The sequence below is a fragment of the Mesorhizobium sp. M4B.F.Ca.ET.089.01.1.1 genome (assembly GCF_004022605.1).
In the GTDB taxonomy this organism is placed as follows: Bacteria; Pseudomonadota; Alphaproteobacteria; order Rhizobiales; family Rhizobiaceae; genus Mesorhizobium; species Mesorhizobium abyssinicae.
Genome location: NZ_RZOS01000137.1, coordinates 1 through 13,109, shown reverse-complemented (window position 1 = coordinate 13,109; position 13,109 = coordinate 1). Strand labels below are relative to the sequence as shown.

Here is a 13,109-nt window from a genome sequence, read left to right as displayed (position 1 = left end):
AAAACTAAAAGTATGTAAATCGCGATTTTCTGGCGCATGAATATGCGCAAATTGGTCGGCCGGAACTTCGCCCGCCTGCGTCGAGAGAAAGGCCTGACCCAGGAAGAGGTGGAAGCGCGTTCCGGCTTCAGTCAGCAATATCTCAGCGGCCTGGAACGTGGTCGAAGGAATCCGACCGTAATCACGCTTTATGAACTGGCCCAAGCCCTCGGTGTCGGCCACGTCGAATTGGTCGAGCCTGACAACGAGCCCTAACCAAAGCTGGCTCGACTACAATAGGTATCTTTCCGCCGCGACAGGGCAGGGGCGGTTAGCGGAACTTCCATGAGGCGAGGGCGCTGAGGTCGATCCAGCACGCGCTCCTATGCCAATTCCATCGCTCCTAACTTTTCAGGGCGTGGAGAAGGAGCCGCCCGTATAATCATTTGTTATAGGCAAATTTCTGCAAATTATAGATTGAATGAATAGGTTAGCTCAGTAAGTTAGAGGCAATCCTGCAAAGCCGTTGCGGGATATCCCTTAGCAGATTTTCGCAATCTTTAAGCTGTCAGCCAGAGATGTATCGCGTGAGGACGCCGTACATATTGCGGAATTGCGAATTGATGGATGAGTCTCATGGGCGGTTTTGCTGCTCAATTCGCTGCCGCCTTCTTGATTACTGTCGGCCTTGCTCTTGTTAGTGGGTTCCTCGGCACCGCATTCGGCCTGCTGTTGGCCATCTCGCAAGGCACGTCTGCAGCCCGTTTCAAAAGTGTCGTGACGGCTTACACGACCGTGGTTCGCGGTGTTCCAGAGCTCGTCATAATCCTTCTCATCTATTTCGGTGGAACCACCTTCGCCAGCAAACTTGCCGGCAGGTATGTGGAGGTGAACGCTTTCACCGCAGGGGTCATCGCGCTGACTGTTGTCTTCAGCGGCTATGCGACCGAGGTTTTCCGCGGTGCAATCGCGGCGGTACCAGCGAGTCAGACCGAAGCGGCGAAGTCACTTGGCCTGAAAGCCTGGCAGCGCTGGTTGTTCATAGTTGGTCCGCAGATGCTAAGGCTGGCGCTGCCCGCCTATGGCAATCTTTGGATATCGCTATTCAAGGATACGGCACTGGTCTCTGTCGTCGGTCTGACCGACATCATGCGCGTTGCCTACGTCGGCGCCGGATCCTTGCGCGCGCCGTTGACCTTCTACCTTGCCGCATCCTTTTTCTATCTGTCCTTGACGACGATCACATTGCTGTCGATCCGCTCGGCGGAGCGGCGCTATCCCGCATTCAGTCGATAGGGGGCGCGACACCATGAACGTTGGCTTGATGTTCGACGCGCTACGGGTTCTGCCCTCAGGAATCGGTCTCACCTTGATCCTCACGGTTCTGTCGCTGACGGCCGGATTTCTTCTGTCGGTGCCGTTGGCGTTCGCTCGCGCGTTTGGACGCCAAAGCGTCTCGTACGCGGTGCTGGCCTACACCTATGTCATCCGCGGTACGCCCATGCTGGTTCAGCTCTTTCTGCTCTATTATGGTTTGAGCCAGATCGAGGCTGTGCGCGCCAGCGTCTTCTGGGTGATCCTTAAGGACCCCCTCTGGTGCGCCCTGTTCACTTTTTCGCTAAACAGCGCGGCGCACACGACCGAAATCCTGTGCCGCGGTCTCCAGTCCGTGCCGACCGGTATCGTTGAGGCCGCCAAGGCGCTTGGCCTGAAACGCTTGCAGATCGCCCGCCTTGTCACCTTTCCGATCGCTTTCAGGATTTCGCTTCCGGCTTACGGAAACGAGGTCGTGGGGATGATCAAGGGCTCGTCGTTGGCAAGCACGGTTACGCTGCTCGAGTTAACCGGCATGGCGAGACAGATGGTGTCCGCCACCTTCGCGCCTTACGAGATATTCATCGTCGCAGGAGCGATCTATCTCGCGCTCACGACACTCACCGTAAAAGCCACCCAGTTTTTGGAACGGCGGCTTTCGACCGGCGGCACTCCAAAGCAAAGACGCAAGGCGCGGCTCCGTCCGACCTTGCCCGACCACGAGATCACGACACTCGCGCCGTGACGCCGCAGTCCTACGGCTGCTTTCCCACCCAAACCAAAAGAAGGAGGTGCTCTATGCGCATGTCACTGGCTATTGCCATTTCTGTCGCGTCCCTGTTCGCAGCCTTGCCGACACGTGCCGAAAGCGAGCGAACGATAACGATCGCCACCGAAGGGGCGTCGCCGCCTTGGGACGGGACAGACGCGGATGGCAAGCTTTACGGCTACGATGTCGATGTCGGTCTCGAGTTGTGTAATCGCCTCAAAATCAAATGCAGCTTCGTGGCGCAGGATTGGGATGGGATCATCCCTGCGCTGCTCGTCGGGAAATACGACGTCATCATGTCTGGGATGGCGATCACGGAGAAGCGCAAGCAGCAGATCGCATTCTCCAGCCCATATGCCAGCGGTTACAACCAGTTCGTCGTGCGTAAAGAGCTTGGGCTCGATGCCGGCGACACCAAACAGAAAGTCAACCTCTCGACCATTGGCGACAAGGAGAAGGCAACCATCGAGTGGCTCAGATCGACCCTTAGCGGCAAAGCCATCGGTGTGCTTCGTTCATCGAACTCCGAGGCTGTTGTGAAACAACTCCTCGGCGATGTCGTGACCATTCGCAGCTATGACAGTCTGGACAATTTGAAGCTCGACCTTACCGCGGGACGTGTCGATGGCGGCCTGGCCGACTATTTCACATGGCGCGATTTCCTGGAGGTACCTGGTGGATCGGTTGCGGTGTTTTTCGGACCGGAGCTCAATGGTGGTCTCTGGGGTCCGGGTGTGGGCGCCGGCATGCGGAAAGACGATACCGAACTGCTCACCAAGTTCAATGCGGCGCTCGACGCTGCCAACAAGGATGGCACCATCAAGTCGTTGAGCCTGAAGTGGTTCAAAACTGATATTTCTCCGGCCTTGCCAAAATAGCCCGACGATCTGCGCCGACTTCGATGTTGTGCTGGCCGAGTGTCGGCGCCCGACCCTCCACGACCATAGGGCGAGTTCCATGAAAGACCCATTTTGCGCGGTCGTAACCGGCCAATCACTGATCACGCATGACGTTCGTCATGTTCAAGACGAACGGTTCGCGGAGGTTGTACGCTTCTTGCAGCAGGGTGACGTCGTCTTCACCAATTTCGAATCGACGATCCTTGGCAAACATGGTGGTTGGCCGACCAAGGGCAGGTACTTCGGCTATTCCAGGGCCGAAGTTCTGGATGCATTGCAGGACATTGGTTTCAACGCGCTCGCCTTAGCGAACAACCACGCGTTCGATCTCGGTGCTGGCGGCGTCCTCTCGACGCTAGAGGAAGTTCAAGAACGGGGCTTCCTGCATGCGGGCATCGGGGTCGACGCGACCGATGCCCGGGAACTGGGCCGCCGCCGGCTAGGTACACGCGACGTCGCTCTTCTTGCGATCGATGCGGGTCCCGGCCCGTCCAGCATGTATGCCGAGAACCACACGGCCTTTCGCCCGTCTCGCCCTGGCGTCAACCGGCTTAAGACCGTTCGAAAAATTGGAGTGCCGGACGGGCATTTCCGGCGGTTGGCACGGCTTGGAGGCCATTTGCAAAGTTCTCCCTTCGAACTGACCAATTATGCGCAGCCGGAAGATCCGCCGGAGGTAGCGAGCGACGGGGAGCTCAATTTCTACGGCACCGTGTTCACCCAAGCAGCCAATTTCGGCCGCATGGTCGAAGTCGATCAAGCGAGCGCGAGCATCCATCTGTCTGCCATCGGTCAGGCGTCTGCGCGGGGCGATTTCGTCATCGCCTATCTGCACCACCACCATTGGGAACCGGGCTGGCAGGATGTGCCGCGCTGGGTGCAGACCTTTGCCCGCACATGCATCGACGCCGGCGCAGACGTCTTCGTCAGCCACGGTGCCCCGGTTCTTCAGGCGATGGAAGTCTACAATGGCTCGCCAATCTTCTATGGTCTCGGAAATTTCCTGTTTCACGTCCATCCGGACGAGGGCGAATGGGATCCTCCGGAAGTCTGGCAGAGCATTGTCGCGGCTTGCCGCTACGATGCGAATGGAACGCTCGAAAACATAGACCTTCTGCCGGTCGTTATCGGCGAGGTAAATGAACGCACCGGTTCCGAGCCGGGCAAATTGGTTCCCGTCCCCGCCGCCGGACACGTGGCGCGAGATATTCTCGAGGGGTTCGCAAGCCGCTCGCGTGCCTTCGGTACCGGCATCGAAATATCCGGGTACTCAGGCAGAATGGCTGTGCCGACAGCGCGCAAGTTCGGCTGACGATCGACACAAGAACCCAAGATCGACGTCGTCGGATTTTCTATCCGAGGAGTAATGAAGCATTGTCGAATCCGAAGCCTTTTGGAGCAGCGCCAAAATCAAAGCTTGAGCGTGATCCTCACCCCGTCGATGTTTACGTCGGTAGGCAGATCGCGACTGTTCGCGTCCAGTCAAACGTATCACAGGCTCAACTCGCCCGGTCGATTGGCGTCAGCTTTCAACAGCTTCAGAAATACGAGAGTGCAAGAAATCGGGTGAGTGCGTCTATGATCTATGAGATTGGCAAGTCCCTGGGCGTTCCCACCAGTCGTTTTTTCGAAGAACTCCAGGACAGTGACGAGAGCGGCCGTCTGAATTCACATCTGCCGGTCGATGAGCGCATTGGCTTCATTGCCAGCGCAGAAGGTCGGCGCCTGATCGAGCAACTTGTTCAACTACCTCCGAGGGTGCGAGCCCGCATTTCTGCGCTTATTGCCGCAATCGGGTGAAGAGCAGAACCACCAGATAGGACGCCTATTGCAGACGCAAACCCAGTGACGAGAGCCATCAGGGCGAATGCTGCTGCTCCAGGGCTGTTCCGCTTCCGGAAATCACCTCGTGCGCGCTTTACACAGTAGTGAAGAAACCAGCTCGGAGAAGGCAGCGGGTCGCCTTCAAGCTCGCGCGGGGTGAGCGTAGTCCACGCCACCGCTATGGAGAGGTAGATGAGCGACGCCTAGTATCGGCTGCAATTCCGAGCCGCAATTGTGCAGAAATGCGCCAAATGTGACGGCGGTCGTCACCGTGGGTCGAGTGCCAGCAGATGTGGTAAGCTTGATTGTCGGCGAGTAGGAGAGGTCCAGAACCAATGACTTTGAGACGAACCAGAGCTTACGTCACATCCGGCTTGGTTCTAGCGGTTTGCATTGTATTTGCTTGGCAGAACGCCACTGCCGCTCAAAATTGCGACGCAGCCGCGACGCCCGGCGTCAATTGGCAGGACTGTGACAAAAAGCTTCTCATCCTTAAAGGACGGGACCTGAGCGGGGCGAACCTGATCGGTGTTGATTTCACTTCGACCGACCTCAGGAACAGCAACCTCCTTGCGGCAAATTTTGAGAAGGCAACGCTTGTGCGTGCTTCCCTAGCCGGCTCGACCGCCAAAGGAGCCCGGTTCGACAAAATCGAGGCCTACAGGACCGACTTCAGCCATATGGACGCGCAGGGCGCTGTGTTTACGAGCGCGGAAGTGCAGCGCTCGAATTTCCAGGACGCCAATCTGACCAATGTTGATTTCACAAAGGCGGAATTAGGGCGAGCGCAGTTCCATGACGCCGATATCAGTGGCAGCCGCTTTTCGTTTGCCAATCTCGCGCGGGCGGACTTCCGAGGAGCGACGTTCACCGAGCCGATAGACTTTGACCGCGCTTTTTTCTTTCTGACCCGTATCGAGGGCCTCGATCTTTCCAAATCGGCGGGTCTGTCCCAATGGCAGCTCAACATGGCTTGCGGAGACACCCGGACCGAGTTGCCGTCTGGCTTGACCAGGCCTGAAGATTGGCCCTGTCAATTCCAGCAGGAATAGTTGTCGGCAAGCAAACTGCCGCAATGCTGCACCCGACAGGGTTGGAGGCCATCTGCTAGCGGAACAAGGGTCGGGTGAACGCGAAGCGGCGTCGCATCCACGGACCAAGATGATGACGACATGCGTGATCCCGAGGCCCGTTTCGAAACCTTGCTGGAATGGGTTGCGCAAGCCCCGCAGGCGAGTGCGGTCAAGGTAGCCCATGTCTTCGCTGCATGGTCCAGAACGATGTGAGCGGGGAGTAGCGCTGGTCGGCGCTTGCTCTGGCATTGATCGACATCGCTACCGGCCGAGGTCCAATCCTACGCGTGTTCGGGCATAGGTTCTTCACCGATGCCGGATGGGACGATTCTGGCTCGAATTCGTGCGCTATCGACGTTTCCTCTGATCGCGGTGACCGGCGCGATCTGCTGAAGCGCGGCCTGTCAGGGCTGCCGATGTCTCCGCCATGGATGATGTGGTCGACTCCGATCAGGCGTCGTTTCGCCTCAGGCCTCAACAGGCCGTGGGTGTCAGAGATGATGCCTATCCTGAATGGCATTGTCGGCCGTTATATGGTGAGCACATCGAGATCGGCCGCAATACGGCTGTTCGGAAATGCTCGCACAGCTTCCGCGAGGATTTCTTCGTCGGCATTGCGGCCGGAGATATGCGTCAGAACGAGCTGCTTCACGTCGCTCGTCGCTGCCAGCGATGCCGCCTGCGCAGCCGTGAGATGTCCATAGTCGCGCGCCATGGCCGCATCTCGTTCCAGGAAGGTGGCTTCGATCACCAGAGGGTCGGCACCGCGGACATGGTCCGCCAGCTCATCGGTCGACTCCGTGTCGCCGATGATGGCCAGCTTCTTGCCTCCTTCCAGCGGCCCCAGCACGTCTTCGGGAGCAACTGTGCGGCCATCCGCGAGGGTGACAGACCGGCCTTCCACCAGTTCCTTCCTGATTGGACCGTCTGGCACTCCCAGGGATGTGAGGTGCTCGGCGCGAAGGTGTCGGCGCGGCGGCGTTTCGAGCACGAAGCCATAGCTCTCTGTGTCGCGGTGGCGAACCGGAAGGCAGTCGATCGTGAATTCGTCCGCTTGAAAAAATCGACCGGGCGTCAGCGGTTCAAGCGTTAGGGGGATCGGCGCTCGTCCTTCACCCCACAGACCGGCCAGCATGCGCACGACGACGTCGAGAGTGTCCGGTCCTTCATGGACCGTCATGAGATCTTCGCTTTGCCGCAACCGGAGTGTCGAGAACAGGCCGGGGATTCCAAGCATATGGTCAAAATGGGCATGCGTGAGCAGTAGGCGATGAAGCCGCCGCAAGCCGGCGCCGCTCCGCAGCAGCTGGCGCTGGGTGCCTTCCCCGCAGTCGACCAGAACTCGCTGGCCTCCGGCCTCGACCAGCAGGGCAGGGTGATTTCGCTCGGCAGAGGGTACGCTGGCCGAGGTGCCAGGAAACGTTTTTCGCGGATGATCACAAACCATTCATTCATTGCTTCGCTCAGCGAAACCAGCATGACGATTCCCGCCGAAAGGAGACCCGGCCTTAGTACCCTGCTCGTGACACAGGACAATGGCGAGCCGTGCCACTGTCTCAAGTTGGAGGTGAGGCGAAGTTAACGCTGGCGGTGCGTTGTGTAGCGCCTGGAAACTGGATCGCCCTTCGGTGTCGGTGACGACGGCCTCTCCGTCGATGAGCGTTGAGCGGACCTTCAGTTTGCGTGCTTCCGATAGAATAGAGGAAAGCGGCCGGACCGGTCCAGGCCGGAGCGAGTATAGGCGCGTGCATCGCCGCCGCCCACGACGACGAGAATGCGATAGCCATCGTAGTTCATTTCGTGGATCCAGCGGTCGCCGGGTTCGACGAGCCGAAAAGCGGGTGGCCCTAATGTGGCCTGGTCTCAATGCGGCTTCGTTTGACGATCACTCGGCGCCAAGGCTTGGTTGCCCGCGGCCGATGGTCAGGGTGCGTTGTCCAAGTCGCTCGATCGGTCGCCGCGGGCGCCCTCACCAGAATCCCGGGGATTGGTAACGCGATCGCAGATATCGTGCGCAGGCTCTATGAAACGGGCACGCATCCGCGCCTTGAGAAGCTGGGCGAGGTCGGCAGCTGTGCAGGCGAGCGGCCAGTCCCCTCCGCCGCTCCCCAAGCAAGAGCCCGTCGTTCTCTCCCCGAGACGGCGGGCTTCGCGTTTCCTACAGGTATCGCGCCACGTCGATGCTCACGTACGGCAGGGTTTAGGCGCTTGTCGCGTCAACCTGAGCATGATCCGGGGCCGTAGACAAGGTCTGGTGGTCGGCCCGGTGCTCAGGCCAAGGCGGCTCGCCTTATTGGTGGTCTCACGTCTGGGAATTTCTCGTCATGGTCCTGGCAATGCCTTGGCAGCCTTGGTCAGGGTCGCGCGATCTTTGCCGTGCTTGCGGATGAGTTCTCGATCTTGAGCCGGTGTGATGTTGTTCTGCAGGGCGAATAAATTCACCTCATACTCATCGTCAAGCGAGATTTGGCCTGCGGCGCGGAGGTCGGCTCTGCTTTTGTCCTTTGCCATTTCTTCTATTCCGCAGCGCAATGTGTCCGCCGACGGCGCCACGTTCTGTTGCCGGTGTGTCGACCACCAGTCTGAGCCTCAGGGCGCGCTAGTGATGGGCTCCCTTCGGCGGAAAAGACAATTCCCGATCCTTCGAAAGCCAGCAGCATAGCGGCGACCCTGTGTGGATGCGGTTTCCTTAGCCCGTTCTCGAAACCGCTGATCGTACCTTCGCTAAGATTGCACTTGGCGCCAAGCCGCACGCGCGACCACTTCAATAGCATTCTTGCTGCTCGCAACTGCTCTGCTGTCAGGTTTCGCACGTCACGGACCTCCTGCTGACCAACAGCGATCTGAACGGAAGGTTCCGGAGCATTTCAGGGTTTGCTAACGGAACTGAAAGCGGCCATGCGATATTGAATCAAATTCGATGTTGCGTGGGTCCCGATGCGTAAGCGTGCCGGCGAGGTGCGGCTGTCGTTTGTCGAGCCGTTGATGCCCGTCCCTGGTCGAGAAGCCGCCCGAGGGCGACGGCTGGCTGCACGAAGTAAAATTCGACGGCTACCGCACCCAGATCGTCATCGATGACACCGAAGTGCGGATCTTCACTCGGCGCGGCCTCGATTGACAGCCAAATACGGTGACCTGGTGGAGACCGCCAAAGGGCTGAACGCTCAAAGCGCGATTATAGACGGAGAAATCATCGTCCTGAACGATGCGGGCGTCTCTGATTTTGGCGAACTGCGCAAAGCCATCACCCGGCGCCAGCACGACCTCTATTTCGTCGCATTCGATTTGCTGCACCTGAATGGCCACAATTTGCGAGACATGCCGCTCGAGGACCGGCGCGAAATCCTGGAGGCGCTGGTCCCGGCAGGAAAACGCACCCACTTCAGCCAGGCGCTGTCCGGCGATGCGCGATCGATCTTCCATCTTGTCGACCAGGCCGGCCTCGAAGGCATGGTGTCGAAACGCAGGGACAGCGTTTATCGGAGCGGGCCGTCAACCAATTGGCTGAAGGCGAAGTGCTACACCATCGACGAACATGACTTGCTCGGCGTCGAGCGGGAAGCAGGCAAACCGGCCTTCGCTCTGATGGCTGAGCGCGGTACCGGGCGCTACGTTGGGAGCGCGTTCATCACCTTGAACCGGGAAATGCGCGAACGGCTCTGGCAGCGCGTCCAGGAAGCTCCAGGAAGCCGCCGAAGGGTATGAAGCGGCCGGCGACGCAATGGGTGAAGCCTGGCCTGATCGGACGTGTGAAGCACCTGCGCGGCGAGGAGGATCTGCGCCACGCGTCTTTGCAGGACTTCCGCGAGGTAGGGACACCCTAGAGGCGGTCATAGGGAAATAGGCTCTGAAGTATGGTGAGGCGACGTTGACCGCCGCCTCACCTGCTTTGACGAGCCATCGGGCTTTTCCGGAACCGTTTGCGTGTTTTCCTATTTTGGAAATCGAAGGGACCGCATCGCAAGGAGACAACGATGAACCGGCTACTTTTCGCGTTACCTATCTTGGTCCTGTCCACTGGGCTTGCCATTGCACAGTCAACCAGCACCACGAGCGGATCTTCGACGACGACCACCACGACGACGACGATGCCGAGCACTACCGATCAAGGCACGGACCCGACCACAACCAGCGACACCAACCCGAAGTCCGCGAAGGATTGCGCGCCCGGCCACCAGGCCGGCAGTGCGAAGCAGGCGGCTCCGGGGCAGCAGGACACCGATGCAAAGTCGGCTGCTCCAGGTCAGATGAAAACGACGACCGAAGGCTGTTGAAGCGAGCGACACGACGCAGATTGGCCGGCGTCAAGGGCACAGGCCGATCGCGTTTTCATATCCGCGCCGCCGGCAGCAGCTCGGCGGTGCGGTAGCCTCTTTCCCGACGCAACCAAACGGAACCAAAGCCGCCTGCCAGTGGTTAGTACCAGTCGTCCGCACCCAGCCGAGGCACACGGACGCTTGGAAGAGTCCATCGCGCTTTCGCCCCCGACTGAGGGAGGAGAGCGTCATGCGCTTTTCAGAACGTACGCGTCCGTCTGGGGACGCGCCTGCTTCCGCGACCTTGCAGCTAGGACAACGGGTGATCCGTAAGGATACTACCGAGCGCGGCATTGTGGTCGCCACCACTGACCAAACAATCAAGGTGAAGTGGGATCGCGGTCGAACAAGCTACTTCCGTCGTGGCGCGGAAGGGAATGTGCTCCATGCGCCCGCAGGGTGAAGGGCGCACGCTATGGCCTCCCCGACCTATATCAGCTCGGATGATCTCGACATGCTGATCCAGGCATTGACGGAACATAGCCACGACTTTGGCATTTGCGCCGACGCCGAACGAGATGATGTCGCGCGGCTTATGATGGTCCTCTTCGTCAGCGGGATCGATGATGCCGCTGACATGAAGTCGGCTCTGGCCGCGTCGAGGCTCGTCCACTAGTTCACTGGCCTTCCCGTGGCGTCTGGAAGGTCCCTACGAGACCGCCCTGATCGCCAGCGCCACGCAAATCGCCAGTGGAAAGATCAAGCAGACAGCCATTATGGCAACCACGAGATTGCCAAGGCGCTCCGTTCGCTGCTTGGCAAGATCGGCAGCATGATCGTCAGTTGAAATGAGATCAAGGATCGAGAAATCTTCAGGGGTGGGTGTGTCGTTTGCGAGCCGACCTGCGACGTCAGGTAGATCCGGCCTGCTCTGGACAAGGGTCATATTCGTCTCGCTGTCAGGCACCGCATGCTGCAAAGCCAAGGCGCCCACCATGTTCGAAAGGTAAGCATGGCAGGCACCCAGGAGGACCGACGACGGAGTGGGTCGGATTTGTCGGCGGCCCCCGCAATCAATGGATCAGCGGTTTGCTGGTTGCCGCCTCCAGTCCTTTGCCTTGGTCGCTGCGACTTCAGTCGCAGCGCGCTTGCGACTGCAGTCCGCAATCGGAACGAAATGACATCAGGCGCCGTTTTGCGGAGCATTGAAGTCGGAGGGATTTGCATCATGAACCGGCGAGCAGTGTCGTCTTTCGACTGCGAGGTCCTTCGATGTGCTTTCGTAAGATCGGTCATCGAAGACGGAATTCCTGAAGACAGATGGGCGGCCCACGCCGCGCTTTTGATCCGCGAGCTTACCGGCAAAAAGGATGTCGACCAGCGCCTGTTGGATTGGGTCTTGCAAAGCAGCAGCGTTCCCCAGCCCAGGCGAAATGGCTCGAGGCTTAGACCTGGCGATCGGGCCTCGGTCGACTAGGAGGTTCTGTTCGAGCCTGGAGCGCGATGGAATAAGCGACGGCCGAGAGTGGGAACATGGCGGCCAAACTGAACCCGCAATTCGGGGTTCGGGTGGCTGGCCTCTCCGCAGGATTTCAGAGTCAGATCCAAAAGGCCCGCCGCCAAGGAGTTAGCGGCGGGCAGTTCAGGGTTGCCGCAGATGGAGGGGATGATCTCCTGCGACTTCTACCAATGGACTGGCGGGCCGTTGTTTCCTGTGCTCAGACCTATGCGTGCGGCCATCGGACCTCGGTCGCCAATCGGCTGGGTCGTGAGGCGAACGCGGGTTCACCTTCCCCAAAGGTGTGCCTTGCGGCCCGATCGACTGGGCGCAATGTTCATGTGCTCCGGCACTCTTCAATGCTGGGGTATGGCCCGGCCTGCCACTTCCTCAACCGACAAGTAGACCGGGCTGTGTCCGGCTCGGGCCGACGGCGGTGACATGGCGGGCAAACCAATATGGCGACAGGAGTAACGGGCCAAATTTCTGCTGGAACATTTCGGACGGTAAGTCGTTGCGAACCCATGCCGAAGCAGCCGACCAACGACAACGCCTCATACTTCGAATTCGACGTAATGCGCGAAGCGTTCAACCGCTGGGTGGATGAGGACAAGGTTCCTGAAGACCAGTGGCGACCGCGCGCAACGAAGCTCGTTCGTATTGTGACAGGCGATGACTACGTCGACCCCAACGTGGTCGAATGGATCATACGCAAAAGCCCCGGCGCCGATCACGCGCCAAGACCCAGTATTAGAGGAAAGCCGCAGCGCTGAGGGGGAATCGGGTGGGCATGTACGCTTTAAACGCGCGCCCAGCGGCCCAGCGGTCGGGGTTCGGGCGCCGGGTCTACCGGCAAACTGGATAAGGGGGACGTTTGTCGGCGGGCCGCATTATAGGCCGACTAACGGAATATAGAATAGGCAGCAGCCGTTAGCGCCAGAAGCTGCGGTGACGGCCTATGGCAAGCGGCGGTTAGAAGGTGCCTGCAACAGTTCCCCTTCGTCCGTGATCCCGTTCCGGTAAACGCTGACGGAGTTCCGCGGCGAGGTCTTCCCTCTGTTCCTTGTCTTTTTGGGCCAAGCGGCGTTCGATGCACACTTGGTCAAACACCCGCTGGAGCAAATCCAAGTCAGCGGGTTCGAATATTCCCCTGTAACGCGATAACGGCAGCCCTCAATTTGCCGTCCCTTAGCCTATCATTCTGCCACCAACTACGACCAACCTCAAGGCGTCCAGCACAGCCCGAGGGCCGGGGATGGGCGCTTCTTCGGCAAGATGAGGCCGGCACAGGCCTTTCCGTGGACTGCCTGACATGCAAGCGAATGGTTGTCCTCGACGTTGCCGAGCTGGCCAAGCGCTAAGGCCCGGACCATGGCGCGATGCACTGGGATCTGGTCAAGGTGATCTTCTGCCACGAGTGCCGCGGCGCCGGCCGAGACGACCGGAACCTACAATTCACCAACCACGCGGCCACACCGGACAAGCGCAAAGGCTGGA

At 59.3% G+C, this 13,109-nt stretch carries 15 protein-coding genes and 2 pseudogenes; 11 read left to right on the top strand and 6 right to left on the bottom strand.

The window, feature by feature from the left end; translation table 11 throughout:
• Positions 1–36 precede the first annotated feature (36 nt).
• The 7 genes from EN780_RS15340 to EN780_RS15310 all read left to right on the top strand — a co-directional run bounded on the left by EN780_RS15340 (position 37) and on the right by EN780_RS15310 (position 5,837).
• On the top strand, positions 37–255 hold the full coding sequence (locus EN780_RS15340; RefSeq protein WP_128274575.1) for a helix-turn-helix transcriptional regulator: 219 nt from the start codon (positions 37–39) through the stop codon (positions 253–255).
• Positions 256–615: 360 nt separating this feature from the next.
• Positions 616–1,275 (top strand): ABC transporter permease subunit, encoded by a 660-nt coding sequence (locus EN780_RS15335; RefSeq protein ID WP_128274573.1) that lies wholly within the window; start codon positions 616–618, stop codon positions 1,273–1,275.
• 13 nt (positions 1,276–1,288) lie between these two features.
• On the top strand, positions 1,289–2,038 hold the full coding sequence (locus EN780_RS15330; protein ID WP_128274571.1) for an ABC transporter permease subunit: 750 nt from the start codon (positions 1,289–1,291) through the stop codon (positions 2,036–2,038).
• 53 nt (positions 2,039–2,091) lie between these two features.
• On the top strand, positions 2,092–2,940 hold the full coding sequence (locus EN780_RS15325) for a transporter substrate-binding domain-containing protein (protein ID WP_128274569.1): 849 nt from the start codon (positions 2,092–2,094) through the stop codon (positions 2,938–2,940).
• A gap of 79 nt (positions 2,941–3,019) precedes the next feature.
• The gene (locus EN780_RS15320) at positions 3,020–4,273 is read left to right on the top strand and encodes a CapA family protein (protein ID WP_128274567.1); all 1,254 of its coding nucleotides are present in this window, start codon (positions 3,020–3,022) and stop codon (positions 4,271–4,273) included.
• A 62-nt stretch (positions 4,274–4,335) separates the two neighbouring features.
• On the top strand, positions 4,336–4,761 hold the full coding sequence (locus EN780_RS15315; protein ID WP_128274565.1) for a helix-turn-helix transcriptional regulator: 426 nt from the start codon (positions 4,336–4,338) through the stop codon (positions 4,759–4,761).
• 359 nt (positions 4,762–5,120) lie between these two features.
• The gene (locus tag EN780_RS15310; RefSeq protein WP_128274564.1) at positions 5,121–5,837 is read left to right on the top strand and encodes a pentapeptide repeat-containing protein; all 717 of its coding nucleotides are present in this window, start codon (positions 5,121–5,123) and stop codon (positions 5,835–5,837) included.
• A gap of 368 nt (positions 5,838–6,205) precedes the next feature.
• Here the strand turns inward: EN780_RS15310 and EN780_RS40655 are convergent.
• From EN780_RS40655 to EN780_RS15285, 5 genes and pseudogenes are all read right to left on the bottom strand, one after another.
• Positions 6,206–6,378 (bottom strand): annotated as a pseudogene (locus EN780_RS40655) (metallophosphoesterase family protein); the annotation flags it as partial.
• Between the two features lie 9 nt (positions 6,379–6,387).
• A complete protein-coding gene (locus EN780_RS15300; RefSeq protein ID WP_128274562.1) occupies positions 6,388–7,305 on the bottom strand; it encodes an MBL fold metallo-hydrolase in 918 nt (305 codons plus the stop codon).
• A gap of 227 nt (positions 7,306–7,532) precedes the next feature.
• Positions 7,533–7,655, bottom strand: coding sequence for a hypothetical protein (locus EN780_RS41375; RefSeq protein WP_281035367.1), 123 nt, complete (start codon positions 7,653–7,655; stop codon positions 7,533–7,535).
• A gap of 525 nt (positions 7,656–8,180) precedes the next feature.
• A complete protein-coding gene (locus tag EN780_RS15290; protein WP_128274560.1) occupies positions 8,181–8,369 on the bottom strand; it encodes a DUF3606 domain-containing protein in 189 nt (62 codons plus the stop codon).
• A 5-nt stretch (positions 8,370–8,374) separates the two neighbouring features.
• The gene (locus tag EN780_RS15285) at positions 8,375–8,671 is read right to left on the bottom strand and encodes a helix-turn-helix transcriptional regulator (RefSeq protein WP_281035366.1); all 297 of its coding nucleotides are present in this window, start codon (positions 8,669–8,671) and stop codon (positions 8,375–8,377) included.
• Between the two features lie 145 nt (positions 8,672–8,816).
• Here EN780_RS15285 and EN780_RS15280 point away from each other — a divergent pair.
• The 3 genes and pseudogenes from EN780_RS15280 (at position 8,817) to EN780_RS15270 (ending at position 10,790) form a co-directional block, all read left to right on the top strand.
• Positions 8,817–9,682, top strand: a pseudogene (locus tag EN780_RS15280) (ATP-dependent DNA ligase).
• Positions 9,683–9,832: 150 nt separating this feature from the next.
• Positions 9,833–10,132, top strand: a complete 300-nt coding sequence (locus tag EN780_RS15275) for a hypothetical protein (protein WP_128274558.1) — start codon at positions 9,833–9,835, stop codon at positions 10,130–10,132.
• A gap of 457 nt (positions 10,133–10,589) precedes the next feature.
• Positions 10,590–10,790, top strand: coding sequence for a hypothetical protein (locus tag EN780_RS15270; protein ID WP_128274556.1), 201 nt, complete (start codon positions 10,590–10,592; stop codon positions 10,788–10,790).
• Positions 10,791–10,823: 33 nt separating this feature from the next.
• Here the strand turns inward: EN780_RS15270 and EN780_RS15265 are convergent, their stop codons facing one another.
• Complete coding sequence (locus tag EN780_RS15265; protein WP_128274554.1) at positions 10,824–11,060, bottom strand: hypothetical protein; 237 nt, start codon at positions 11,058–11,060, stop codon at positions 10,824–10,826.
• 1,076 nt (positions 11,061–12,136) lie between these two features.
• On the opposite strand from EN780_RS15265, the gene EN780_RS15260 reads away from it, so the two are divergent.
• Positions 12,137–12,385 (top strand): hypothetical protein, encoded by a 249-nt coding sequence (locus EN780_RS15260; protein ID WP_128274552.1) that lies wholly within the window; start codon positions 12,137–12,139, stop codon positions 12,383–12,385.
• Positions 12,386–13,109: the final 724 nt, after the last annotated feature.